The 25,540-nt window shown below is 63.0% G+C and carries 24 protein-coding genes and 1 pseudogene; 21 read left to right on the forward strand and 4 right to left on the reverse strand.

Features of this window, described 5'->3' with window-relative positions; translation table 11 throughout:
* The first annotated feature begins 144 nt into the window (after window positions 1-144).
* The 10 genes and pseudogenes from AC1RLZ_RS10495 (at window position 145) to AC1RLZ_RS10540 (ending at window position 13,175) form a co-directional block, all read left to right on the forward strand.
* A complete protein-coding gene (locus AC1RLZ_RS10495) occupies window positions 145-558 on the forward strand; it encodes a hypothetical protein (protein WP_006022619.1) in 414 nt (137 codons plus the stop codon).
* 149 nt (window positions 559-707) lie between these two features.
* Window positions 708-5,021, forward strand: coding sequence for a strawberry notch family protein (locus tag AC1RLZ_RS10500; protein ID WP_006022618.1), 4,314 nt, complete (start codon window positions 708-710; stop codon window positions 5,019-5,021).
* Window positions 5,021-6,058 carry a DUF7146 domain-containing protein gene (locus AC1RLZ_RS10505; RefSeq protein WP_006022617.1) on the forward strand — a complete coding sequence of 346 codons (1,038 nt, stop codon included), beginning with the start codon at window positions 5,021-5,023 and terminating at the stop codon, window positions 6,056-6,058. Before AC1RLZ_RS10500 ends, AC1RLZ_RS10505 begins: the two co-directional genes overlap by 1 nt.
* Before the next feature lie 308 nt (window positions 6,059-6,366).
* Entirely contained in the window at window positions 6,367-7,290 is a 924-nt protein-coding gene (locus AC1RLZ_RS10510) for a DUF2493 domain-containing protein (protein ID WP_006022616.1), read from the forward strand.
* A gap of 133 nt (window positions 7,291-7,423) precedes the next feature.
* On the forward strand, window positions 7,424-7,828 hold the full coding sequence (locus tag AC1RLZ_RS10515; protein WP_137903083.1) for a hypothetical protein: 405 nt from the start codon (window positions 7,424-7,426) through the stop codon (window positions 7,826-7,828).
* Window positions 7,829-8,006: 178 nt separating this feature from the next.
* Complete coding sequence (locus AC1RLZ_RS10520; RefSeq protein WP_006022614.1) at window positions 8,007-8,174, forward strand: hypothetical protein; 168 nt, start codon at window positions 8,007-8,009, stop codon at window positions 8,172-8,174.
* Between the two features lie 28 nt (window positions 8,175-8,202).
* A pseudogene (locus tag AC1RLZ_RS10525) lies at window positions 8,203-8,742 on the forward strand (lytic transglycosylase domain-containing protein); the annotation flags it as partial.
* 244 nt (window positions 8,743-8,986) lie between these two features.
* Window positions 8,987-10,726: a relaxase/mobilization nuclease domain-containing protein gene (locus tag AC1RLZ_RS10530; RefSeq protein ID WP_033965849.1), complete on the forward strand. Its 1,740-nt coding sequence runs from the start codon at window positions 8,987-8,989 to the stop codon at window positions 10,724-10,726.
* A gap of 24 nt (window positions 10,727-10,750) precedes the next feature.
* On the forward strand, window positions 10,751-12,739 hold the full coding sequence (locus AC1RLZ_RS10535) for a conjugal transfer protein TraG (protein ID WP_006022599.1): 1,989 nt from the start codon (window positions 10,751-10,753) through the stop codon (window positions 12,737-12,739).
* A 7-nt stretch (window positions 12,740-12,746) separates the two neighbouring features.
* Window positions 12,747-13,175 carry a hypothetical protein gene (locus tag AC1RLZ_RS10540; RefSeq protein WP_006022598.1) on the forward strand — a complete coding sequence of 143 codons (429 nt, stop codon included), beginning with the start codon at window positions 12,747-12,749 and terminating at the stop codon, window positions 13,173-13,175.
* An 81-nt stretch (window positions 13,176-13,256) separates the two neighbouring features.
* On the opposite strand, the gene AC1RLZ_RS10545 is transcribed toward AC1RLZ_RS10540, so the two are convergent.
* The 3 genes from AC1RLZ_RS10545 to AC1RLZ_RS10555 all read right to left on the reverse strand — a co-directional run bounded on the left by AC1RLZ_RS10545 (window position 13,257) and on the right by AC1RLZ_RS10555 (window position 15,355).
* Complete coding sequence (locus AC1RLZ_RS10545; protein WP_006022597.1) at window positions 13,257-13,895, reverse strand: response regulator transcription factor; 639 nt, start codon at window positions 13,893-13,895, stop codon at window positions 13,257-13,259.
* The gene (locus AC1RLZ_RS10550) at window positions 13,892-14,911 is read right to left on the reverse strand and encodes a sensor histidine kinase (protein ID WP_197057830.1); all 1,020 of its coding nucleotides are present in this window, start codon (window positions 14,909-14,911) and stop codon (window positions 13,892-13,894) included. Before AC1RLZ_RS10550 ends, AC1RLZ_RS10545 begins: the two co-directional genes overlap by 4 nt.
* A gap of 165 nt (window positions 14,912-15,076) precedes the next feature.
* A complete protein-coding gene (locus AC1RLZ_RS10555; protein ID WP_006022595.1) occupies window positions 15,077-15,355 on the reverse strand; it encodes a metal/formaldehyde-sensitive transcriptional repressor in 279 nt (92 codons plus the stop codon).
* Window positions 15,356-15,695: 340 nt separating this feature from the next.
* On the opposite strand from AC1RLZ_RS10555, the gene AC1RLZ_RS10560 reads away from it, so the two are divergent.
* The 5 genes from AC1RLZ_RS10560 (at window position 15,696) to AC1RLZ_RS10580 (ending at window position 19,348) form a co-directional block, all read left to right on the forward strand.
* Window positions 15,696-15,911 (forward strand): hypothetical protein, encoded by a 216-nt coding sequence (locus tag AC1RLZ_RS10560; protein ID WP_124810155.1) that lies wholly within the window; start codon window positions 15,696-15,698, stop codon window positions 15,909-15,911.
* A 77-nt stretch (window positions 15,912-15,988) separates the two neighbouring features.
* Window positions 15,989-16,507, forward strand: coding sequence for a phosphoribosyl-ATP diphosphatase (hisE, locus tag AC1RLZ_RS10565; protein ID WP_006022593.1), 519 nt, complete (start codon window positions 15,989-15,991; stop codon window positions 16,505-16,507).
* Between the two features lie 32 nt (window positions 16,508-16,539).
* The gene (locus AC1RLZ_RS10570; protein WP_242443339.1) at window positions 16,540-16,911 is read left to right on the forward strand and encodes an SLOG family protein; all 372 of its coding nucleotides are present in this window, start codon (window positions 16,540-16,542) and stop codon (window positions 16,909-16,911) included.
* 46 nt (window positions 16,912-16,957) lie between these two features.
* Complete coding sequence (locus AC1RLZ_RS10575) at window positions 16,958-18,724, forward strand: NRAMP family divalent metal transporter (protein ID WP_006022591.1); 1,767 nt, start codon at window positions 16,958-16,960, stop codon at window positions 18,722-18,724.
* Between the two features lie 171 nt (window positions 18,725-18,895).
* The gene (locus tag AC1RLZ_RS10580) at window positions 18,896-19,348 is read left to right on the forward strand and encodes a hypothetical protein (RefSeq protein ID WP_006022590.1); all 453 of its coding nucleotides are present in this window, start codon (window positions 18,896-18,898) and stop codon (window positions 19,346-19,348) included.
* 362 nt (window positions 19,349-19,710) lie between these two features.
* On the opposite strand, the gene AC1RLZ_RS10585 is transcribed toward AC1RLZ_RS10580, so the two are convergent.
* The gene (locus AC1RLZ_RS10585) at window positions 19,711-19,899 is read right to left on the reverse strand and encodes a hypothetical protein (RefSeq protein ID WP_124810154.1); all 189 of its coding nucleotides are present in this window, start codon (window positions 19,897-19,899) and stop codon (window positions 19,711-19,713) included.
* A 391-nt stretch (window positions 19,900-20,290) separates the two neighbouring features.
* Here AC1RLZ_RS10585 and trbB point away from each other — a divergent pair, with 391 nt between their 5' ends.
* The 6 genes from trbB to trbK-alt are packed head-to-tail and all read left to right on the forward strand — an operon-like array spanning window position 20,291 to window position 25,539.
* Window positions 20,291-21,307, forward strand: coding sequence for a P-type conjugative transfer ATPase TrbB (trbB, locus tag AC1RLZ_RS10590; protein ID WP_024343194.1), 1,017 nt, complete (start codon window positions 20,291-20,293; stop codon window positions 21,305-21,307).
* Window positions 21,304-21,636: a TrbC/VirB2 family type IV secretion system protein gene (locus tag AC1RLZ_RS10595; RefSeq protein ID WP_006022586.1), complete on the forward strand. Its 333-nt coding sequence runs from the start codon at window positions 21,304-21,306 to the stop codon at window positions 21,634-21,636. The genes trbB and AC1RLZ_RS10595 overlap by 4 nt, the downstream gene beginning before the upstream one ends.
* Window positions 21,636-21,917: a VirB3 family type IV secretion system protein gene (locus AC1RLZ_RS10600; protein WP_006022585.1), complete on the forward strand. Its 282-nt coding sequence runs from the start codon at window positions 21,636-21,638 to the stop codon at window positions 21,915-21,917. The genes AC1RLZ_RS10595 and AC1RLZ_RS10600 overlap by 1 nt, the downstream gene beginning before the upstream one ends.
* A 13-nt stretch (window positions 21,918-21,930) precedes the next feature.
* Window positions 21,931-24,369, forward strand: coding sequence for a conjugal transfer protein TrbE (trbE, locus tag AC1RLZ_RS10605; RefSeq protein WP_006022584.1), 2,439 nt, complete (start codon window positions 21,931-21,933; stop codon window positions 24,367-24,369).
* Window positions 24,366-25,127, forward strand: coding sequence for a P-type conjugative transfer protein TrbJ (gene trbJ, locus AC1RLZ_RS10610; protein ID WP_006022583.1), 762 nt, complete (start codon window positions 24,366-24,368; stop codon window positions 25,125-25,127). The genes trbE and trbJ overlap by 4 nt, the downstream gene beginning before the upstream one ends.
* Window positions 25,128-25,137: 10 nt before the next feature.
* Window positions 25,138-25,539: a putative entry exclusion protein TrbK-alt gene (trbK-alt, locus tag AC1RLZ_RS10615; RefSeq protein WP_006022582.1), complete on the forward strand. Its 402-nt coding sequence runs from the start codon at window positions 25,138-25,140 to the stop codon at window positions 25,537-25,539.
* Window position 25,540: the final 1 nt, after the last annotated feature.

The following is a 25,540-nucleotide window of genomic DNA, read 5'->3' on the forward strand; positions in this document are numbered from 1 at the left end:
CGAGCCCGGCGTCCCTTCGGGGGCGTCGGGCTTTTTTCATGCGCGCCGATCGAGAGGGAGAGTTTGGCCCGGACGTGGCGAGCCGGACATGGAGGAGAGAGCGCCTGCCGGCTCTCCCGTTCCCTGCTCTCCGGGAGTGGCCTCATGGCCGACTATTTCACCCATTTCTCATGCCTGCTCGATGTCGGCACGCCCGAGACCGCAGCCCGCGCGCTCGATCTCTACAACCAACTGTCCGAGGACGGAGCATCCGAGGAACCGCCGTCCGATGGCTTCCTCCTGTCCATCCAGCCCGAGCATGGCGGCTCCAAACTCTGGATGCGCGACGATGTCACCGGCGATCCCGAACGGCTGATCCAGTTCGTCATACGCTGCGCCGCCGAATTCCACCTCACCGGCCGATGGGGCTTTCAGTACGCCAACACCTGCTCCCGGCCGCGTCTCGATGGCTTCGGTGGCGGCGCGCATGTCCTCGATCTCGCGACCGGCGAAACTGTGGCGTGGATCTATACCAACGGTTGGCTCGCCGAGGTGATCGATGGCGGCGATGGTGCCTGACATCATCGAGACCATTGTCTGTCGCTTGATGGCGCGGCCGGGCCGCGCCCCTTGAGAGCGAGAGGAAGGCCGGGACGGGTTTGAGCCCGTCCGGTTCGAGAGAGAGCGCCGGCGGGCTTTCCCGCTCCGCTCTCCCGAGGACGTCTCCCATGAATGCTCACACCCTTGCGGCGGCGCTGCCGACCGCCGCCGATCAGCCGACCGACGCTGCCGCCATCCATGCCGCGGCACTTCTCCTCCTTCCTCACATCGAGCGCGGCGAGCGCATCGACGCCGCGGTCTTGCGCACCGCCATGGAGACCGCCTTCGGCGCGTCCGATACTGCCGGCGCCTGGGACTGGAAGGACGCCTATGACGCCTGCGAAGCCGCAACCGTCCTCATGCTCCGCAAATACGGAAAGGCGCTTTTGCGCAAAGCCGGGTCTCCGGCTGCGGCGGTTCCTCTGTTCGGCAAGATCGCGGGACTTCTGCCCACCCACACGCGCCGCTCCGAGGAGGCGCAGGCCTTCCAGCAATTCTCGACGCCGATCCCGCTCGGCCTGGCCGCGATCACTGCGGCCGCCATCACACCCGCCGATCGCGTGCTCGAACCATCGGCCGGCACCGGCCTGCTCGCCATCCTCGCCGAGATCGCCGGCGGCACGCTTGTCCTCAACGAACTCGCCGAAACCCGGGCCGCACTCATCTCCTCCCTCTTTCCGGCCATTCCCGTGACCCGCTTCGACGCAGCCCAGATCGACGATCATCTCGACCCGGCGACCGTCCCAACAATCGTGGTGATGAACCCGCCATTCTCGGTCCTCGCCAATGTCGAGGGGCGTGTCGCCGACGCAGCCTATCGCCATCTCGCATCCGCGCTCGCGCGGCTCGCCGATGGCGGGCGCCTGGTCGCGATCACCGGCGCGAATTTCGGCCCCGACATACCGGCCTGGCGCGACGCCTTCGTCCGCCTGCAGGAGAGGGGCCGCGTCGTGTTCACCGCCGCCGTCCATGGCTCAGTCTATGCCAAGCACGGCACGACCGTCGAAACCCGGCTGACCGTGATCGACAAGATCCCGGCCGACGAGCCATCCGCATTTCCGGCGTCCCCCGGCACCGCTCCCGACATCGCCACGCTGATGACGTGGATCGCCGAGCATGTGCCGCCGCGCCTGGCTGTCGCGCCTGCTGTTCAGGTCATGCCGACCGGCGCCACGCCGCGCACCGTTCGCGGCTATCTCGCGCGCACCGCGGCGACATCGGCGACCCGCGTGGGCCTCGCCGATCCCGAGGGCGTGCCGCTCGCCTATGAGACCGTCGACTGGACCCCGGCCGAGGGCGCCCGCCTCAGCGACGCGATCTACGAGCAATACGGATTGCAGACGATCCGTATTCCCGGCTCTCAGGCCCATCCCACCAAGCTCGTGCAATCCGCCGCCATGGCCTCGGTCGCCCCGCCCAAGCCGAGCTATCGGCCGACGCTGCCAGCGACCATCATGGACTCGCTCTCAGACTCCCAGCTCGAAACCCTGATCTTCGCGGGCGAAGCCCATTCCGATTTTCTCGCAGGTTCCTGGACCATCGACGACACTTTCGATGTCGTGGCGGCCGCCGCCGATGATGCAAACGGCGTCGTCCGCTTCCGCCGCGGCTTCTTCATCGGCGACGGCACCGGCGTCGGAAAGGGGCGCGAGTCGGCCAGCATCGTGCTCGACAACTGGATGCAGGGCCGGCGCAAGGCGGTCTGGATCTCCAAATCCGACAAGCTGATTGAGGATGCGCAGCGCGACTGGTCCGCACTCGGCATGGAGCGCCTGCTGGTCACGCCGCTCTCGCGCTTCCCGCGGGGCAAGCCGATCGCTCTGCCGGAAGGCGTCCTATTTACAACCTATGCCACGCTGCGTTCCGACGACCGCGGCGAGAAGGTTTCGCGGGTCAAGCAGATCGTCGAATGGTTGGGCTCCGATTTCGACGGAGTGATCATTTTCGACGAGGCGCACGCGATGCAGAACGCTGGCGGCGGCAAGGGAGAACGGGGCGATGTCACGCCCTCGCAGCAAGGGCGCGCGGGGCTTCGCCTGCAGCACGCCTTGCCCAATGCCCGCGTCGTCTATGTCTCCGCCACCGGCGCCACCACGGTCCAGAACCTTGCCTACGCGCAGCGCCTCGGTCTGTGGGGTGGCGACGATTTTCCCTTCTCGACCCGCGCCGAGTTTGTCGAGGCGATCGAGGCCGGCGGCGTCGCGGCGATGGAGGTGCTTGCCCGCGACCTTCGCGCGCTCGGCCTCTACACCGCCCGATCGCTGTCGTTCGACGGCGTCGAATATGAGCTGGTCGAGCACGAGCTGACCGCCGAGCAGCGGCGCATCTACGATGCTTATGCCGGCGCCTTCGCCATCATCCACAACCATCTCGATGCGGCCATGCAGGCGGCCAACATCACCGGCTCGACCGGGACGTTGAACCGCCAGGCCAAATCCGCCGCGCGCTCCGCCTTCGAAAGCGCCAAGCAGCGTTTCTTCGGTCATCTGCTAACATCGATGAAGACGCCGACGTTGATCCGCTCGATCGCGGCGGACCTGGAGGCCGGGCATTCCGCGGTCATCCAGATCGTCTCGACCGGCGAGGCGCTGATGGAACGGCGCTTGGCCGAAGTTCCGACCGAGGAGTGGAATGACATTCGCGTCGACATCACGCCCCGCGAATATGTCCTCGATTATCTCGCCCATTCCTTCCCGGTGCAGCTCTACGAGCCCTTCAGCGACGGCGAGGGCAATATGTCCTCGCGTCCGGTCTTTCGCGACGGCCAGCCGGTCGAGAGCCGCGAGGCGGTCGCCCGCCGCACCGAGCTGATCGAGAAACTCGCGAGCCTTCCGCCGGTGCCGGGCGCGCTCGACCAGATCGTCCAGCATTTCGGCGCGGACGTGGTGGCCGAAGTCACCGGCCGCTCGCGTCGTATCGTGCGCAAGGGACAGCGCCTTGTGGTCGAGACCCGCGCGGCGTCCGCCAATCTCGCCGAGACCCAGGCCTTCATGGACGACATGAAGCGCGTGCTCGTGTTCAGCGATGCCGGCGGTACGGGCCGCAGCTACCATGCGGAGCTGTCGGCACGGAACACGCGGCTTCGCGTCCACTATCTGCTTGAGCCGGGCTGGAAAGCCGACGCCGCGATCCAAGGCCTCGGCCGCACCCACCGCACCAACCAGGCGCAGCCGCCGCTCTTCCGTCCGATCGCGACCAATGTGAAGGCGGAGAAGCGCTTCCTATCGACCATCGCGCGCCGGCTCGACACGCTGGGCGCGATCACGCGCGGACAGCGCCAGACCGGCGGCCAGGGCCTGTTCCGACCCGAGGACAATCTGGAGAGCCACTATGCGCGCGATGCGCTTCGCCAGCTCTACATCCTGATCGTCCGCGGCAAGATCGAAGGGTGCTCGCTCCAGCGGTTCGAGGACACGACCGGCCTGAAGCTGATGGACGACAACGGCATCAAGGACGAGCTCCCGCCGATCACAACCTTTCTCAACCGCCTGCTCGCGCTCACCATCGACCTGCAGGACGTCCTGTTCGCCGCCTTCGAGCAGCTTCTGACCGCCAAGGTCGAGGGCGCGATCGCCGCCGGCATCTACGACATCGGACTGGAGACGCTGCGCGCGGAGAGCTTCGTCGTCACCGATCGCCAGACCATCTACACCCATCCCGGCACCGGCGCGGAAACCAGCCTGCTGACCATCCAACAGCGCGAGCGCAACCGGCCGATGACCGCCGAGGAGGCGATGGCTTGGCTCGACGATCCGGTCGCCAAGTTGCTGGTCAACGAGCGCTCCCACCGCGCCGCGGTTCAGCTTCCAGCGCCTTCGCTGATGCTCGACGACGGGGAGATCGAACGCCGCGTGCGGCTGATCCGGCCGATGGAGCAGCATCACGCCTCCATCCGCATGATGGACGAAAGCCATTGGATCGCCGCCAGTCGCGCCGAGTTCACCGCCGCCTGGAACGCCGAGATCGCGGAGGTGCCAGCCTATTCCGATTCCACGATCCACATCGTCGCTGGCCTGCTGCTGCCGATCTGGAAGCGGCTGCCCAACGAGTCGAGCCGTGTCTATCGGCTCCAGACCGATGACGGGGAACGGATCATCGGCCGCCGCGTGTCGCCCGCATGGGTCGCCAACGCCACGACAGTCGGAACGACGAACCTGTCCGCCGACCATGCCTATGCCGCGCTCATCGAGGGCAAGACAATCCTCGATCTCGCCGAAGGCCTCCAACTCCGTCGCGTGCGCGTCATGGGCGCCGATCGCATCGAACTCTCCGGCTTCACCGACGCGATGCGCGAGCGCCTGCGCGCCTTTGGCCTCTTCAGCGAGATCATCTCGTGGAAGCTCCGCTTCTTCGTGCCCGTCGGCGCGGACGGCGCGACCATCATCGGCAAGCTGATCGGCACCTACCCGATCCAGCGCGTCGGCGAGCGGGAGGCAGCGTGATGGCCCGTCTCGACGCATCCGATCTCGCGCAACGTCTCGGCCGACAGGCCGAGGCGGTGTGCCGCCATTATCTCAGCAATGGCCACCGTCAGGGCAACTACTGGCAGGTGGGCGACGCCCGTAACACTAAGGGCCGCTCGATGTACGTCCGGCTCAAGGACTCGCCCAAAGGCCCCGCCGGGAAATGGACTGACGCCGCTACCGGCGAGCATGGAGACCTCCTCGACGTCATCCGCGAGAGCTGCGGCCTCATCGACTTCAAGGATGTCGCCGACGAGGCTCGGCTCTTCCTCAGCATGCCACCACCAGCGCCGGAACCCTCCGCCTTCCAGCCGCTGGCGCCCGCACCACATGGATCGCCCGAAGCCGCACGGCGCCTCATCCGCATGTCGCAGCCGATTGCGGGCACAATCGTCGCGGCGTATCTCCGGCAACGCGGCATTACGGATCTCCGTGGAGCCGGAAATCTGTATTTCCACCCGCACTGCTATTATCGCCCGGACGAGCATGCGCCGACCGAGACTTGGCCGGCCATGATCGCCGCTGTCACTGACCTCGACGGCATGATCACCGGGGCGCATCGCACCTGGCTCGACTCACGACGCCACGACAAGGCGCCATTCGAAACCCCGCGCCGGGCGATGGGCGATCTCCTCGGCAACGCGGTCCGCTTTGGCGCTGGTGGCGAAGTGATGGCAGCCGGCGAAGGCATCGAGACGGTCCTTTCAATCCGCCAGGTCGTGCCCAACATGCCGATGGTGGCGGCGCTCTCCGCGGCACATCTCGCCGCCATCCTGTTCCCGGACACGCTGCGGCGGCTCTACATCCTGCGCGATGACGATCCGGCAGGCGATGGTGCGCGTGACAGCCTGATCGAACGGGCGAACGCGGCCGGGATCGAGGCGATCGTGATCTCTCCACAGCTCGGGGACTTCAACGAGGATCTCCGCACCCTCGGCATCGCGACATTGCGCAGTCAGACTCGGGTACAGCTCGGGCCGCAGGACGTCGCACGCTTCATGGCGCTGGCGGCATAGCCGGTAAGGAAGCGGCAGCGGCCCCGCCGCCGTACTCGCTCAGACGCAGCGGATCGGAGAGGACCGCGCCTCGGCCTTCGAGAGGGCGATCGGCCCACAGGCAGGCCGGCCCGGCAATGGCTGCGGCCGACTATTTTCCGGCGCGGCCCCAAGGGGCCGCTTTCCATCGCGAAACAAAATAGCCGGCCTCCGCCATCCTCCGCTGACGCTCCGGCCCTCGCTCGCGCTCCGGGTGCAGGGCCGCCCCGCCGGTGTGCTTCGTCGCCATGAAGGCCGCGACGGTCGCGGTCCATCCGACGGAGCATCCGATGCGCGATCTCGACGACTACGAACCGCACCACGAATCCTCACCGACTGACCACGTCCTCAACGAATTGCAGCTCCACGGCTACCGGCCTTTCGCCGACGAACCCGATCAGCGGCTTCTGCCGGACGGCAACGCGGTCGCGGGCGCGGTCGCCGACATCTTCGACGCCCTGATCGTGACCCTGGAGGACACGCGCCTCGAACCCGACCTCGACGATCTCCTCTGGTCGACCGTGAACGTCTTTCATCGCGCCGCCGAACGGATCAACCGCGAGCTCGACGACAACGAGCAGGCCCAAAAGCGCTCCCAACGCGAACAGGACGGCAGCGAGGTGAAGTCGGTCGATCTCGAGCGCCTGATCGCCGAGGGCAAGACACAGGTCGAACGCCAGACCGCCTTCGAACTGATGCGCGACCAGGCCGCCGAGCACTACGAACGCCAGGTCGGCAAAGCCTGGCTCCCGCGGTCAGGATCGAAGGTCAATCATCGCAACCTCACCTCGGCGATGATCGACAGCCGCGACTTCATCATGGCGAAGAAGCGTGCCGAGCAGGAAGTGCTCCTGCCGCCTGGACCGAAGATCGCCGTCACCGGCGGGCTCGATTTCGACAACCATCACCTCATCTGGGCCAAGCTCGACCAGGTTCACGAGAAGCACCCCGACATGGTGCTGATCCACGGCAAGTCGCCGAAGGGTGCCGAGAAGATCGCTTCTCTCTGGGCCAGGAATCGCAATGTCCCACAGATCGGCTTTGCACCCGACTGGACGAAGCACGGCCGGGCAGCACCCTTCAAACGCAATGACGAGATGCTGCAAATCCTGCCGAAGGGCGTGCTGCACTTCCCCGGCACCGGCATCAATGACAACCTCGCCGACAAAGCCAAGAAGCTCGGCATCCCGGTGTGGAAATTCGGCGGCGCGTAAGCGCCGCCGCATCGGGCACCTGCTAAACGGCCAAGCCTATGGCATAACGCAACGAATGCAGCGACTGAAGCCACTCCCGAAACCGGCACGTTCGGACGCCGTTCTCGCTGCGGTTTTCCTGGAGAATGCCACCGTGAAGGCTGCAGCCGCCGAATGGGCGGCGGATCAAGGATTCGACAATCAAGCCCTTCATGCGATTGCAATTGCCATCGAACTCCTCCTCAAATCCTATCTGCTTAACGTCGCGACCGATGATGTTTGGAACCGCGCGAACATCGGGCACGATCTCGCCAAGGCACTCCATTATTCGGCTCAAGCCGGCTTGGTGCCTCCTTCACGCATCGAGTGGATTATCAGCCACCTCCATCCGCATTTTCAGCGTGGCGGGTTTCAGCGCGAGCCGTCGAGGAAATGGCCACCAGGCTTTGCGGATGACGCAGGTGAGGTCGCACGGCAGCTCGCGCAGACAGTACGGCTTCACCAACGTCACGGCCACATCGACTCGGCTTCCAGCCCGGAGAAGACCACTCCCCGCTGAATGGCGCTGGTCCTTGGTCCAGCCGATGGCCTGACGCCATCAACCCGTAAAGGGTCGGACTACGCATAGCGTGCCGCCGCGCCGGCGTTGCCTGCGCGGTGATTGCGGCCATCGGCCGAACACATCGGGCGCCTGTCAGCGGGGGGATGGTCCTCCGCTCGAAACAGGAGCCGGATCGATGTCCTTCCCCGACGCACACGCCTTCGCCTTCAGCCTCGCCACCACGCTGATGGCCGTCATCGTCATCTTCCGCGCGGGCGACGGCACTCTCTCGGTGACACCCGCAAACGAATACGACGGCGACGTCTCGGAGATCGTCCACGAGGTCGATCCCTTCGCGCCATGACGGCGCGCCACCCTTCCAGGCGACGCGGATGCGTGCCGAAAGTGCAGGCGATCCACGCGCCCTTTCGCCGAAGGGCGCGATGGGCCTGATGCAGATCATGCCGCCCACTTGGGCAGGCTTGCGCCTTCGCCACCGTCTCGGCGCTGATCCTTATGATCCGCATGACAACATCATCGCCGGCGCCGGCTACATCCGCGAGCTGTTCGATCGCTACGGATCGCCCGGCTGGATCGCGGCCTACAATGCCGGTCCTGGTCGTTACGAGGACTCGCTGAAGGGCCGGGCGCTGCCCGCGGAAACGCGCGCCTATGTCGCCATCGTCGCGCCGTCGGTGACCAGCGGCGATGCGACTTGGCCGATCGTGGCCGCCGCGGCCGATGCACTCGCCTGGACACGCGCGCCGCTGTTCATCGCGCAAGCTGAGCGCATATCGATACCCGTTCCCGTACCGGCCGAGCGCGCTTCCGATGCCGCGATGACGACATCGTCCGTGCGCGATGTTTCCGCCATCGAGCCGCAGTCGGGCGGGCTGTTTGTCCCGCGTTCGGGCCAAAGGAATGCGCCATGAGCAGCCCGGTTCCTGATCGCACGATAGCGTGCTCAAGCGCGTCATGGTGTGCGTTGAGGGTAGAGGCAGGCAACACGACCGGACGATGGCAGGATAAAAGGCCGCGAGGTGCGGCTTGGGTCGGTTGTGGTTTTTCAATAGGTTATGAGGCGATTTCGCGATGTGCGGGATTTCCCCGCACCTCACGACTACGCCGATTTTCCTGCGATTTCCTGTGCTTGGCGCGATGTGCGAGGCATCAGCCATGACCGGCGACAGTGATTTCCGCATCCGGCCGGGCCGCATCCGCTCGACCCGTGCGCAGCAGGCTCGTCCCTTCATCGCGCAGGCTCTCGCCGCGGCGAAGAAGGCCGGGGCCGGCGTCTCACGCTCCGGCCGGATCGTGTCCGGCAACCGCTCGCGCTTCGGGCGGGGCCAGCGTGCGAGCATCCAGGCGAACCGGCTGCTCACCGCGCGAACGCGCGGCGCTGTCATCAAGGCGCGCGTCGTGCGCCAGACATCGCGCTCGGCGCCGCTCGCGACCCACCTCAATTATCTGCGCCGCGAAGGCGTGACCCGCGATGGGGAGAAGGCCCATCTCTTCGGTCCCGGGGGCGACGACGCCGATCCGAAGGCCTTTGCGGAACGGTGCCAGGACGACCGCCACCATTTCCGGTTCATCGTCTCGCCCGACGATGCGCCCGACATGGCCGACCTGCGGTCCTTCACCCGCGATCTCGTCACGCAGATGGAAAAGGATCTCGACACCCGCCTCGATTGGGTGGCGGTCGACCACTGGAACACCGAGCATCCCCATGTCCACCTGATCGTGCGCGGGGTCCGTGACGACGGGCAGGACCTCGTCATCTCACGCGACTACATCAAGGAAGGAATGCGCGACCGCGCGCGTGACCTCATCACGCAGGAATTAGGGCCGCGCACCGACCTCGACATCCAGCGCAGCCTGAAACGCCAGGTCGATGCCGAGCGCTTCACGCAGCTTGACCGCCAGCTTATCCGCGATGGCCATGCCACGGGCGTCATCGAGACGGCGATCGATCCGAACGTCCGGCTCGACGAATTTCATGCGCTGAAGGTCGGACGGCTCCGCAAGCTGGAAACACTCGGCCTCGCCGAGCAGGTCGGCCCCGGTCAATGGGCGATCGACACGAAGGCCGAGGCGACTCTGCGTGAACTCGGCGAGCGCGGCGACATCATCAAACGCATGCACCGGGCTTTGACGGATCGCGGCATCGAACGCGGCTCGGCGGGCTATGTGCTCGCGGCCGAAAGCCTCGATGCGCCCGTGATCGGCCGATTGGTCGATCGCGGTCTTGATGACGAGCTGAAGGGCTCCGCCTACGCCGTGGTCGACGGCGTCGACGGCCGCACCCATCACATCAAGCTGCCCGATCTCGAAGCCGCCGGTGACAGCGCGGCGGGTTCGATCGTCGAGTTGCGTGCGTTCGATGATGCACAGGGACAGCGCCGGGTCGCAATCGCCGTCCGCTCCGATCTCGATATCGATCGTCAGGTCACGGCAACCGGCGCGACTTGGCTCGATCGGCAGAACATCGCGCGCGAACCTGCCGCCCTGTCCGAGGCCGGCTTCGGCGCCGAGGTACGGCAGGCGCTGGATCGACGCGCGGATCATCTGGTCGGACAGGGCTTCGGCGAGCGACACGGCCAGCGTGTCACCTTCAATCGCGGGCTGATCGACACGCTGCGCCGTCGCGAGCTGGAAGCGGCCGGCGAAAAACTCTCCGCCGAAACAGGCCAGCCGTTCAATCGCGCGGGAAGCGGCGAGTATGTTGCCGGCACCTACCGCCAGCGTTTGGCACTCGCCTCCGGCCGCTTTGCCATGCTGGACGACGGCCTCGGCTTCCAACTCGTGCCCTGGTCACCCTCTCTGGAAAAGCACCTCGGCAAGCATGTTTCCGGCGTCGCCCGCGATGATGGCGGCATCGACTGGAGCTTTGGCCGCAAACGAGGGCTCGGCCTCTAACCTCTCTCCGAAAGGACCGTTCCAATGTCCGCCACGAAGATCCTATGGGGCCAGATCCTCACCGTTTTCCTGATCGTCCTCGCCACCACTTGGGGCGCAACGGAATGGGTGGCTTGGCGATTGGCGTTCCAGCCGGAGTTGGGCGCGCCGTGGTTCACGCTGTTCGGCTTTCCTTTCTATCTGCCACCCTCCTTCTTCTGGTGGTGGTACGGCTTCGACGCCTACGCACCCGCGATCTTCGTCGAAGGCGCTTTCATCGCGGCGTCCGGTGGCTTCATCTCGATCGCCGTCGCCATCGGCATGTCGGTCTGGCGTGCACGCGAGGCCAAGAAGGTCGAGACCTATGGCTCGGCGCGTTGGGCCGAGAAGAAGGAGGTGGAGACGGCCGGCCTTCTCGGTCCCGATGGTGTCGTGCTGGGACGCTACGAGCACGCTTATCTGCGCCATGATGGGCCTGAACATGTTCTGTGCTTCGCGCCCACCCGAAGCGGCAAGGGTGTTGGCCTCGTTGTGCCCTCGCTGTTGACCTGGCCGGGCTCGGCGATTGTTCACGACATCAAGGGCGAGAACTGGCAGCTCACCGCCGGCTTCCGCGCCAGGCACGGCCGCGTGCTGCTCTTTGACCCGACCAACACAAAATCCGCTGCCTACAATCCTCTGCTCGAGGTGCGCCGCGGCGAATGGGAGGTTCGCGACGTCCAGAACATCGCCGACATCCTGGTCGACCCAGAAGGGTCGTTGGACAAGCGGAACCATTGGGAAAAGACGAGCCATGCGCTGCTAGTCGGCGCGATCCTCCACGTCCTCTATGCGGAAAAGGACAAGACTCTGGCCGGCGTCGCGGCGTTCCTCTCTGATCCGAAGCGACCAATTGAATCCACCCTCGATGCGATGATGAAGACGGCGCATCTCGGCGACGCCGGACCGCATCCCGTGATCGCCAGCGCCGCACGCGAGCTCCTCAACAAATCCGACAACGAACGCTCAGGCGTGCTCTCTACCGCCATGTCGTTCCTGGGACTCTATCGCGATCCCGTCGTCGCCGAAGTGACGCGGCGCTGTGACTGGCGGATCTCCGATATCGTGGGCGGAAAATACCCGGCAACACTCTATCTCGTCGTGCCACCATCCGACATCAACCGCACCAAACCGCTTATCCGACTGATCCTCAATCAAATCGGCCGACGCCTGACCGAGGATCTGCAAGCAAAGGGCGAACGCCATCGTCTCCTGCTGATGTTGGACGAGTTTCCGGCGCTGGGGAGGCTCGACTTCTTTGAGTCAGCACTGGCCTTCATGGCCGGCTACGGTCTGAAGAGCTTCCTGATCGCGCAATCCCTAAACCAGATCGAAAAGGCCTACGGGGCGAACAATTCGATCCTCGACAATTGCCATGTGCGCGTCAGCTTCGCGACCAACGACGAGCGTACCGCCAAGCGCGTTTCGGACGCCCTCGGCACCGCCACCGAGATGAAGGCCATGAAGAACTATGCCGGCCACCGGCTGTCCCCCTGGCTTGGCCATCTGATGGTTTCGCGCTCGGAAACAGCTCGGCCACTGCTCACACCTGGCGAAATCATGCAGCTCCCTCCCACCGACGAGATCGTCATGGCGGCGGGCACGCCGCCGATTCGTGCGAAGAAGGCGCGCTATTACGAGGATGCTCGGTTCAAGGAACGCCTGCTGCCGCCGCCCGCGCTCACAACGTCGCAGCAAGGACAGCCCGACGATTGGACCACGCACCAGTTGCCAGCCCGACCACAGATTGCCGAGGCCACCTTGCTAGCGCAGCCCGCCGATGAAGATCCAACCGAGTCGGAACGCCGCCAGCAACCGGAACTCAATCGGGTGAACCCCGTCGAGAAGAAAGTGCCAATCGACAACCCGTTCGAGATCGATACCGATCGGGACGAGTCTGACGACGATGCCGTGCGCACCAGCCGTATGAACCGGCTCATGCAGGGCGTCGCGCGCCAGGTCTCGCTCGACCCCGGTGACGGCATGGAGCTGTGAGACGCCCGTGACGAAACCACCCCGCAAGCAACGCCTCTCCGTCTATCTCGACCCCTCTGTCATGAACCGGCTCGCAGATCACGCCGCGCGCCGCGACCATTCGCGATCGTTGGTCGCGGAGGCGGCGATCGAGTCATTCCTCTCACCCGATGCCGCCGAACGCCAGGAGGCCGTCATCACGAAACGCCTCGACCAGCTCGACCGACGCATGTCGCGGATGGAGCGCGATATCGGAATATCGGTCGAGATGCTCGCAGTCTTCGTGCGCTTCTGGGTGACCACCACACCGAGTTTGCCAGAACCTGCTGCGCAGGCCGCGCGCGCCAAAGCTGGCGAACGCTATGATCAGTTTGTCACAGCTCTCGGCCGCCGTCTCGCGAAGGGCCCGAAGCTTCATCAGGAGATTTCTGAGGACGTTGATGGCGAGGCAGAATAGCTCGTCAGATCGCGCACGCTCCTGCGTGAGCCCAAGCTGCTCTCCAAGGCCGCATTGAAGTCAGCAATAATCGACTGCCTCTCAATCCCTTATTCTTTCCAATCTCTCGGACATCCGCCCGAGTTCAAGCAAGGATGCCGCCTCCATCTTCCGCATGATCTGCGCCCGACACACCTTCACCGTGATTTCGCTGAGTGCAAACTTCGCAGCAATTTGCTTTGTGAGTTTTCCATCAAGTATCATGTCCATAACTTGGCGCTCGCGAACAGAAAGCGAATCGTACCGCGCGCGAAGATCAGCTGTCATTGTCTTCTCGTTTCGTCGGATTTGCGAAGTCTGGAGACCGAGATAGATCGCATCAAGTAGGTCTTGGTCCCTAAACGGCTTGGTCAGAAATTCGATCGCGCCAAACTTCATAGCCCGGACCGACATCGGGATATCCCCGTGCGCCGTAATGAACACGACCGGGATCTCCACACGCGTTCTGAAAAGCTCTTGTTGGAAATCCAAGCCGTTCTGACCCGGCATTCTAACGTCCAATACCAAGCAAATCGGCGTATCAGGAATCGACCACGCCAAAAACTCGTGCGTAGACGCAAAGGTGTGAATATCAAGTCCGACAGAACTCAGGAGATTTCTGAGCGCTTCACGCACGGAAAGATCATCGTCGACGACGGCTACCGTGCCGCCCACAACGACGGGCTGTTTCGACTGTCTCATAGTATTTTCTCCCTGTCGCCAGGCAGAGTAAAACAAAAGGTAGCGCCGCGCGGATTGGTCGGCTCAGCCCAAATATTACCGCCGTGAGATTCAATAATTGATCGGCATATTGAAAGTCCAATTCCCATGCCATCGCTCTTGGTGGAGTGAAAGGCATCGAAAAGATGCCTTACGAAGCCAGGATCGATACCGCCTCCCGTGTCTTCTATCGTGATCATCACGCCGGACGCGCTTGATTTAGCGGAGTTTATTCGAATCTCACGAACACTGCTCTGCAGCGTACCCATCGCATCTATCGCGTTCACGAGAAGGTTGAGTGCAACCTGTTGAAGTTGAATACGATCACCGAAGATCATGGGCAGATCACTCGACAGGTTCGTATAAACGGAAACTCGGCTTTCTCGGAAACGGCTTTGCAAAAGCCCCAGCACCTCTCTGATTACGACGTTGATCTCAATCCAGGACCTCTTTGGTTCTGCACGCATAGACAGCGCTTGGACGCGCTTGATGATTTCACTTGCTCGGTTTGCGTCGCTGACGATGCTATCTATCGAAGACGCGGCTTTTTCTAGGTTCGCGGGATCTCCGTGAATCCAGCGTGTACATGCATTGGCGTTGGTCACGATTGCGGCGAGCGGCTGATTGACCTCATGGGCGATTGAGGCAGCGATCTCGCCGAGAGTCGTGATCCGAGCGACGTGCGCAAGGCGGGTCTGCGCCTGTTCGGCCGCCACACGAGCGGTCTCCATCTTGACAGCGAGATAGGTCGTTGCCGCGATCGCCAGCAGGCTGATCGAGGTGTTGACGACTCCGGTTCCGAAGCTTCCACTCGGCGTCAGGATGTAGCTCGCGATCGTCAACGCGATGCATATTCCAGAGACCGTGCCCATGCCCCGCGTGTGGCTGAAGCGAGCCGACAATAGAACGACAATCACATAAAACGTCGCAGCGGATATCTCGTAAGGGGTTATGGTGTCGATGATGAAGATGCCGATAGTGAGGATGCCGATCAGCAAGGGAAGCGTTCCAGACCTAACGAGGCGCCATAGCCCATCGATGAACGTCAGTAGTTCCCTTGAACGGGTGCCGAGCGGGTATCGATGCGTCAAGTTTGCCTCGTGATCTATAGGATCGACGTGGGCAGGCTGATTGACTGGTGTTTTTTGTGGAGCCATCGCAGTTCACTTGATGTAGGTGTGCAAAACGTCGACTAATTCGAGCGCGGCATTACGTTCAGCTTCTGTGGGCGTGCGGTTCGCATCGACCATATGCGCTTGAATGTGCCCATTGACGACTTCGGCCATGATTCCGTTGATCGCACCGCGCGTGGCCGTGACTATCCGCATCACGTCGCCGCAACTCTCATCCGCGATGAGGGCCCGTTCAATCGCATCGACCTGACCTCGAAGGCGTCGGACCCTATTCAGCAGCTTCTGCTTCTCAGCCACCGCATGCGCCATCGCGTCCCTCCGCTATACCCGGGTATAGTTGTAATATACCCCCCAGAGTATATATGAATGTCGCGCGAAGTGAAGACCGGCAGGGTTGTTCGCGTCGTGGTCCAGTTCGTCGTGAATTGGATCCGGATTGGCACAGCAGAGGATCATATGAACCCGCGATCTAGCAACGACCCCTCGGAGGGAGATAGTAGGCGTCAGTCACCTGCTATCGACGCTCCGCTGGGTTGCATCATCGCTCGGGTCGGTTCTGCCGACGTAACTGCGCCAGCACTTCGACGCTGAGCACCGTCCGTCCAGGCCACCCGGGTTCGAGCAACTGCTTGAACAGACGGAGGTGGCCATGGCCGCTCATCTCAACATCGACACACGTCGGGCGCCACCGGTGGTCGCCCATGATGATATTCAATTCGCCGGGGTGTTTCCCGGCTTGAAATTGGGCGCTCGCAACTTGGCGAGACCAAAGCTTCTTGCCCATTGGCATCAGGAATCCGATGGCCGGCTGATTGGGGGCTGGCAATTGGAGACATCCGCCACTCTGAAGAATCCTGACGATTGATCATAGCGACACACGGCAATGCCGTGCGCAGCGTAGCGCTGCTGTTGGCAGCAAAGTTCAAACGAAGGGATTAACTAATGAATGCAGTGGTGGCTTTGCTGCCTGCGCGCCCCGCAGGCACTAATACGACTTGCGCGAATACTATCTTCGCCAACGATTTAGAGCAGCTCTACAACGCGCTGAATGATGTGACATTGACGGAGCATGCTCGCACGGCAGAGCTGATGAATGCCGGATTGCGGAAGATCTCGCAGAAGGTTGTCGAGGAGGCTGCCGAGGTCGCTCTCGAGGCGGTGAGGAAGCGGACCCAAAAGACGGTCAGCGAAAGTGCCGATCTTCTCTATCACTTGGTCGTTCTGTGGCACGCACTCAATATTGAACCCAGCGAAGTCTGGGCCGAGATGCGGCGCCGCGTGGAAAGCATGGGCATTGCCGAAAAGCTTCCTAAGCCGCGTCGGGGAACGACTGATCCCGCCCCGGTCAACGACAGCTCGGAAGGAAATCGCGTACCTGCGCCCTGCATCACCGCCAACTCGCGCGCACCAGCACCGTGTCCCGAAGAGCAGCCCGAAAGGACACGGCCATGCGCCTCCTAGTCTGTGGAGGACGTCACTTCGAGGACGCCGAGATGGTGCATCACGAACTAACTGCACTGCATTGGCGAAAGCCAATCAGCGTTGTGGTCCACGGCAGCATTGCAGGCGTCGGCATCATCGCTGAGGCGTGGGCGCGTCGCCATGGGATCGCTGTGGTGCGTTACCCGCCAAATTGGGAGTTTTACGGCAAGAAGGCCGAAGGGCTGCGCAGCGATTTCATGCTGACAGACAGCCGACCCGACTTTGTCGTGGCTTTCCCAGGGGGGCGCCACACCGCCGATCTCGTCCAACGGGCAATCAACGTCGGGCTCGCCGTGCTCGCCATTCCGCCCAACACGGCTGGAGCTTGCCCAGTCGCAAAGCATCCGCCGCAGCGGGGCCAGCCAACAACCGCTTCGCTCTGATCCAGTGAATTCACCCAAAAACGAGCAAAACTCAACGGAGTTTGAAATGTCCGATACCTCTGCGACATCGCTTGAACAAATCGAATTGGCCTCAAGCGCGCCCGCTGTCCTGGATAGCGCGCATATTGGCGACATCCACGGCGCGTTCGGCACCATCCGGCAGCACGACACCGGTGTACGAAAGACTTGGCGGGCTAGGCTGGCGACCTTGATGGCAATCGTCGGCCCGGGACTGATTGTCATGGTCGGCGACAATGATGCCGGCGCTTTTGGAACCTATACGCAGGCAGGTCAGAACTACGGCACCTCTCTGCTGTGGACGTTGATGCTCTTGATCCCGGTGATTTACGTGAATCAGGAGATGGTGTCACGGCTAGGTGCTGTGACGGGCGTTGGCCATGCACGACTGATATTCGAACGTTTCGGAAAGTTCTGGGGTGCCTTCAGCCTTATAGACCTAGTTCTTCTCAACGGACTAACCATTGTAACCGAGTTCATCGGCATCGTATTCGCACTCCAATATTTTGGTTTGCCAAGAGTTCCGGGACTGATTGTCGCGGCGGTGCTCATAGTGGCCGCCGTCAGCACCGGAAGTTTCAAGCGGTTTGAACGCTTCGCGATGGTTTTGGTCTTTGGCAGTCTGTTGCTAATACCTGTGCTCCTCGCCATCCATCCACCAATCGGTGAGATCGCCCATGGACTGCTCGTGCCGCAATGGCCCGCTCACTCCGACATGGCGGCAGTCATGCTGCTTGTCATTGGCATCGTTGGCACGACCGTCGCACCTTGGCAGCTCTTTTTCCAACAAAGCTATGTTGTCGATAAGCGGATCACGCCCGCCTTCAACGGCTACGAGAAAGTCGATCTTTGCCTCGGGATCCTCCTGGTAGTAATCGGCGCCGTTGCCATGATGGCGTTCTGTGCCGCATTGTTTGCCGGACGGCCGGAATTCGGCAATTTCACGGATACAGGTGCGGTGCTTACGGCGCTGGACAAATATGTGGGTCCATATTCGGCGACGATTTTTGCAATCGCTCTTTTGGATGCTTGCCTCATCGGCGCAGCAGCCGTCTCGCTCTCGACGTCTTATGCGATCGCCGACGTCCTCAGGGTGAGGCACTCATTGCATCGCAAAGTCACGGATGCCATCGGATTCTACGTTGCTTACGGGATTCTCATATTCATTGCCGCAGGCCTTGTTGCCTTCGCAAGTGATGCGCTGCTGGGCCTCTTTGTCAGTGCCGTGCAGGCTCTCGCTGGCGTGCTGCTACCAAGTGCCACGGTCTTCCTGCTCCTCCTTTGCAACGACAAGGCGGTTGTCGGCCCCTGGTCCAACGGTCCTAAGCTCAATGTATTCACCGGAGCAATAATCTGGTCCCTTGTGTTGCTCTCGATCATCCTCACCGTGGCGACCGTCTTCCCAGATGTGGCTGACAGCACAATTCTGAAAATACTGATTGGCGGCTCTTTGCTGGGGCTTTGCGGGTTCGTCTTTTCGTTCGCAGCACGCAAGCGTAGTTATGACGTGCCCGCTGCCGCATATGGCAACGATCAAGATCACCGCTTCGCCAAGATGACGATGCTCGAGCGCCGGAACTGGCGCATGCCGCCGCTTAATCGGCTGCCTGCCCTGCATATGACGTTGATGACGAAGGTCTGGATGGGCGTGCTACGCGGCTATCTTCTGATTGCTGTCGCGCTGATCGGCTTCAAGGTCTTCGTCGCCGCGACCGGCGTCGAGGTCAGCATCCCCCAGATCGGCGGAACGCCAACCAGCAACGACGCTGCTACAAGCAATACCGGCTCGAAGTAGCACGCAAGAAGGCGGGTGACGACGTTGACGCACGGGCGCGAGCACCGACATGTCCGCAATAGCCTCGCGGACGTTGCTATACCCCGCGTCGTCGCCTGCCAACCAAAACGAAAAGGAAACAATCTGAATAGACAAAACTCTTTTGTTCTAACTAGCTGATGGGGGCGCCTCATGTCTGAACAATTCAAGACTCTTCCCGAACGCATCCAGGCGCTTTCCGATGCAACTTCTTGTAGTTCTTTTTCGCTGACCTCAGTCGAGCAGACCAAGGGCTTTCAGATTATCGCTTTTGTCGACAGCTGTTTCGGCGATTCTCAATGCGAGATCGATGCTTGCGGATTGATCGCCGCTATGCTGATCGCTTTTGCCAAAGCGCGCAGCGATCCGTTCACGTTTCATTATTTTGCAACGCGTGCTCTCCATGACGGACTAGAACGTTGCATCGCTATCCTTGTCCAACGCGGCGAAAGGCTGCCCGTTGTCGCCTATGCGCTCATCGCAAATTATATCCGCTGGACGGCTCGACGCCGAGAGATGGCTTTAGCCGCGGCGTTTGAGCGTCTGCGCCTTTATCCGACACTTCCAAACATGTTGATCTGGCCGCCGAAGCGCACGCCAGGATAGCGTGCCAGCGCCTGAGATTCATCGAACAAAAAAAAGCCGTGGCAGATTTTCTCAAAGGAGACGCAAAACAATGAGTAATCAACTATCGCATTGGCCTCCGCCACTTCGGATCCGCCTTCTGCTTTTTGTGGTGTCTCGCATCGAACACTTTCTCCTCTTAAGGTGTCCGAAAGGTCGCATCAGGCGATTGGGATTGGCTTGGGTCGACCAGATTCATGCGCGCGTGCGCAAAAAGCTCAGCCGTGCAGAGCTACCCGAAACGCGTTGATGTTTCTTCCGCGTTCGATCGCGCGTCAAATAGCCTTGAATCAGCGCTGAATGGTGAGGAAGCCTACAAATCTCTTTCCGCGCCGATCGGTCCGTCACCGTGATCTATAATCGACGAGGGCTTCATTGCGCCGCGCCGGTGTTAAACTGTCAAGGAGGGCGTTGGCCTTCTCAATTACCTTGCTGCCGATCTCGCGCTGTTGCCCTTGATTGGCTTTTCGGGCGCCCTCGGCGAACACCGATTCCGCGGGGAGTACCGCCGCAGCAAATGCGGCGGCGGCCAAAACCGATCTAAGAAACATAGGCTACTCTACTCGGCTGGGGTTCATGGCTGCAAAGATGCTATCGTACGTACCGTCCCGTTCAGCCTAACGCCGTGCATGATCCCGATTAAGAAGGATCTCACCCCCCGGATGATCTCCGCGATCGAGGATGTCCATCACCTCCACAACAAATGCATTGAGCGGTCATTGTGCGAGGATCAGACGCTTGCGCAGAGCCGGTCAAGCTCCGCGAGCGTATTGGCGTATCGTGCGTCCGACACCGCCGTTCTCCTGTATTTGCACGCTACACTACTACGTCGATGAATCTTTGTTGAATCGCCCCGAAATCTGGCCCCTTTAATCATCCCCGTCTGGGGAAGGACTGTATCGGCCCCGATAGAAACGGGGCACTATGACAGCATCACACCACAATTCGGAAGGCCTCGCGCGCGGCGCAAGGATGCTGCGCACTGCGCTCGGTCCTGCAATCGCGCGCTATCTTGATGACGCCAGCATCGTCGAGGTGATGCTCAATCCCGATGGGCGCCTCTGGATCGACCGACTCTCCGAAGGACTTTCCGATACCGGTGAGCGGCTGTCACCAGCGGACGGCGAACGTATCGTTCGCTTGGTTGCGCACCATGTCGGAGCCGAGGTTCATGCTGGTGCTCCTCGGGTATCCGCAGAGTTGCCTGAAACCGGCGAGCGGTTCGAAGGCCTGCTGCCACCCGTCGTCGCTGCCCCCGCATTCGCGATCCGTAAGCCCGCTGTCGCGGTGTTCACGCTCGACGACTACGTCGCGGCCGGCATCATGTCAGCGACGCAGGCCGAGATACTCCGCCGGAGTGTCTCCTCACGCGCCAACATCCTCGTCGCCGGCGGGACATCCACCGGCAAGACGACGCTGACAAACGCGTTGCTCGCCGAAGTTGCGAAGACCGCCGATCGCGTCGTCCTCATCGAAGACACCCGCGAACTGCAATGCGCCGCGCCGAACCTCGTGGCGATGCGAACAAAAGATGGCGTTGCCTCACTTTCCGATCTCGTTCGCTCTTCGCTGCGTCTGCGGCCCGATCGCATACCCGTTGGCGAAGTGCGCGGCGCCGAAGCGCTCGAACTGCTCAAGGCCTGGGGCACCGGCCATCCTGGCGGGGTCGGCACCATCCACGCCGGCAGCGCGATCGGCGCACTGCGCCGCATGGAGCAGCTCATTCAGGAGGCAGTCGTCACGGTCCCGCGCGCATTGATCGCGGAAACGATCGACCTCGTTGCCGTCCTCTCCGGTCGCGGGTCCGCGCGGCGACTCTCCGAACTCTCGCGCGTCGAAGGCCTCGGTCTCGACGGCGACTACCGCATCGCGCCGGCCACCACGGATGGCGACGGCAGCTCGAGCTTGTTCGTCCCAGCACCTGAAGGAGAAAGCCTGTGATCCAACGCCTGCGGCGCGCGCGCCATCATCTCGTCTTGACCGTTTCCATCGCCACTCTGTCGGCGGTGATGGCAGCCCCCGCTCACGCTTCCGGTTCGTCGATGCCGTGGGAACAGCCTCTCCAACAGATCCTGCAGTCGATTGAAGGTCCCGTGGCGAAAATCATGGCGGTGATCATCATCATCGTTACCGGCCTGACGCTGGCCTTCGGCGATACCTCCGGCGGCTTCCGCAGGTTGATCCAGATCGTGTTTGGTCTCTCGATTGCCTTCGCCGCGTCGAGCTTCTTCCTGTCGTTCTTCTCGTTCGGCGGCGGGGCGCTGGTCTGATGACGGGCGCTGTCGATCAGGGCGGCGACGTCCCAGGCTATACCGTCCCCGTTCACCGGGCACTGACCGAGCCGATCCTGCTCGGCGGCGCCCCACGGGCTATCGCCATCATGAACGGGACGCTCGCTGGCGCGGTCGGCCTAGGGCTTCGCCTCTGGCTGGTGGGGATCGCGATCTGGGCGATCGGCCACGTCACCGCGGTGTGGGCTGCCAAGCGCGATCCGCTCTTCGTCGACGTTGTGCGCCGCCATCTGCGCGTCCCCGCACACCTTTCGGTCTGAGGGGAGCGCGGCCATGATGAACCTTGCCGAATATCGCAATCGCAACAGCCGCCTGGCCGACTTCCTCCCCTGGGTCGCGCTGGTGGGCTCCGGCATCGTCCTCAACAAGGACGGCAGCTTTCAGCGCACCGCGCGGTTTCGCGGCCCCGATCTCGACAGCGCCGTACAGGCTGAGCTAGTCGCCATCGCCGGCCGCCTCAACAATGCGTTCCGTCGCCTTGGATCAGGCTGGGCAATCTTCGTCGAGGCGCAGCGGCAAGCTTCGAACCTCTATCCCGACAGCCGCTTTCCCGATCCCGCCTCGGCGCTGGTCGACGCCGAGCGCAAAGCGGATTTCGAGGAAGCTGGCGCACATTTCGAGTCGAGCTATTTCCTGACCTTCACCTATCTGCCGCCGGCCGAGGACGCCGCGCGCGCGGAATCCTGGCTCTATGAAGGCCGGGAAAAGTCGGGCCTCGACCCCAACGAGGTGATGACCGGGTTCGCCGATCGCACCGATCGCATCCTGCGCCTGGTCGAAGCCTTCATGCCCGAATGCCGCTGGCTTGATGACGCGGAGACGCTCACCTATCTCCACGGCTGCGTCTCGACCAAACGGCACCGTGTCCGCGTCCCCGAAACGCCGATCTATCTCGACGCGCTGCTCGCCGACCAGCCGCTCACCGGCGGGCTCGAGCCGCGCCTTGGCGCGTCGCATCTGCGCATCCTCACCGTCACAGGCTTTCCAACGGCGACGACACCTGGCCTGCTCGACGAGCTGAACCGTCTCGCATTTCCGTATCGTTGGTCGACGCGGGCGATCCTGCTCGACAAGACCGACGCGACCAAGCTGCTGACCAAGATCCGCCGGCAATGGTTCGCCAAGCGCAAGTCGATCGCCGCGATCCTCAAGGAGGTAATGACCAACGAGGCGTCCGTCCTCGTGGACACCGACGCCGCGAACAAGGCCGCCGATGCCGACATGGCGCTCCAGGAACTCGGCGCCGACTATGCCGGGATGGCCTACGTCACCGCGACGGTGACGGTGTGGGACGAGGATCCGCGCGCTGCCGACGAGAAGCTGCGCCTCGTCGAGAAGGTCATTCAGGGCCGCGACTTCACTGCCATGGCCGAGACGATCAACGCGGTGGACGCCTGGCTCGGATCATTGCCCGGCCACGTCTATGCGAACGTCCGCCAGCCGCCGATCTCCACGCTCAATCTCGCCCACATGATCCCGCTGTCGGCGGTGTGGGCGGGGCCGGAACGGGACGAGCATTTTGCAGCGCCCCCACTGCTCTTCGGCAAGACCGAAGGCTCCACCCCGTTCCGGCTTTCGCTTCACGTCGGCGACGTCGGCCACACGCTGATCGTTGGCCCGACCGGCGCGGGCAAGTCGGTCCTGCTGGCGCTGATGGCGCTGCAGTTCCGACGCTATGCTCGCGCCCAAGTCTTCGCCTTCGACTTCGGCGGCTCGATCCGCGCGGCGGCGCTCGGCATGGGCGGCGATTGGCATGACCTCGGCGGCGATCTCAGTGACGGCGCGACCGATAACGTCAGCCTTCAACCGCTCGCCCGCGTTCACGACGTGCCCGAGCGCGCCTGGGCGGGCGACTGGATCGTATCGATCCTGACCCGCGAGGGCGTGGCGATCACGCCCGAGGTGAAGGAGCATATCTGGACGGCGCTGACCTCGCTGGCATCGGCGCCCGTCGAGGAGCGCACGATCACCGGCCTGGTCGTGCTGCTCCAGTCGAACGATCTCAAACAGGCGCTCAGGCCCTATTGCGTCGGCGGTCCCTACGGCCGGCTGCTCGACGCTGAACGCGAGTATCTTGGCTCGGCGTTCGTTCAAGCGTTCGAGACTGAGGGGCTGATCGGCACCGGCGCGGCGCCGGCGGTTCTCTCCTATCTCTTCCATCGGATCGAAGATCGGCTCGACGGTTCGCCGACTCTTCTCATTATCGACGAAGGCTGGCTGGCGCTGGACGATGACGGTTTCGCCGGCCAGCTCCGCGAATGGCTGAAGACGCTGCGCAAGAAGAACGCCAGCGTCATCTTCGCCACGCAATCGCTCAGCGACATCGACGGCTCGGCCATCGCGCCTGCCATCATCGAAAGCTGCCAGACCCGGCTTCTGCTGCCGAACGAGCGCGCGATCGAGCCGCAGATCACGGCGATCTATCGGCGCTTCGGCCTCAACGACCGCCAGATCGAGATCATCGCGCGGGCAATGCCCAAGCGCGACTATTACTGCCAGTCGCGGCGCGGCAACCGCCTCTTCGAGCTCGGTCTGTCCGATGTCGCGCTCGCTCTGTGCGCCGCGTCATCGAAGACCGACCAGGCGGCCATTGCCCGCATCGTCGCCGAACACGGCCGCGACGGCTTCCTCGCCGCATGGCTCGATCACCGTGAGGTCGGTTGGGCCGCCGATCTCATCCCCACGCTCACCAACAAGGAGACGTCCCAATGAAACTGCGCAATTCCCGCGCAGCGCGTTTTGCTGCCGCGCTGCTGACCGCTCCCGTCGCGCTCGCGCCCATGCTGGCGACGCCCGCTCACGCCATCATCGTATTCGATCCCTCGAACTATGCGCAGAACGTGCTCACGGCGGCGCGATCGCTTCAGCAGATCACCAACCAGATCACCTCGCTTCAGAACGAAGCGCAAATGCTGATCAACCAGGCACGCAACCTTGCGAGCCTGCCGTTCTCGTCGCTGCAACAGCTTCAGCAGTCCGTCCAGCGCACGCAGCAGCTTCTCAACCAGGCGCAGAATATCGCCTACGACGTCCAGCAGATCGACCGGATGTTCCAGCAGAAGTACGGGAACGTCTCGCTGTCCGCTTCGGATCAGCAACTCGTCACCGATGCCCGCTCGCGCTGGCAGAACACGGTCGGCGGCCTGCAGGACGCAATGCGGGTGCAGGCGGGCGTCGTCGGCAACATCGACACCAATCGCACGCAGATGTCGGCGCTGATCGGCCAGAGCCAGGGCGCGACCGGCGCGCTGCAGGCGACGCAGGCCGGCAACCAACTCCTTGCGCTCCAGGCGCAGCAACTCGCGGATCTCACCGCCGTCGTGGCGGCCAACGGCCGGGCGCAGGCCTTGCAGTCGGCCGAGCAGGCCGCCGCCGCCGAACAGGGCCGCGAGCAGCGCCGGCGTTTCCTGACGCCGGGCTCGGGCTACCAGCCCGGCAATGCCCGCATGTTCCCGAACAGCGGCAACTGAGGCTGGCACGATGGACGGCAAGACCCTCGCTCGCGTCGGCGCCATCGTCTTCGTCGCGGTCGCCATCACGGCGACCGCGATCGAGATGAACCGCAAGGACGTTTCGACGGACGTCCTCGCGACGCAGGGCCGTCCGGTCACAACATCGGATCCTCTCGCCGCCGAATTGCTTCGTTGTTCCGAGATCGGCGAGGCCGGCACGCGCGATCCCAATTGCCTGAAGGCATGGGCAGAGAACCGGCGCCGCTTCCTCGGCCAGCCGGCCCCCGTTTCATCACCATCGCCGGTTGCGCCGACCACGCTGTTTCCAAGCGCGCCCGCGTCGGCCGCTCCCATCCACAAAGACAGTGCGCCAGCGGACGTGACCGGGCCTGCGATGCAGGCCGAGCCCGCTCAGCCAGAGGTTCGCTGAC

The sequence above is a fragment of the Tardiphaga sp. GW822-FHT04G09 genome, assembly GCF_058800725.1.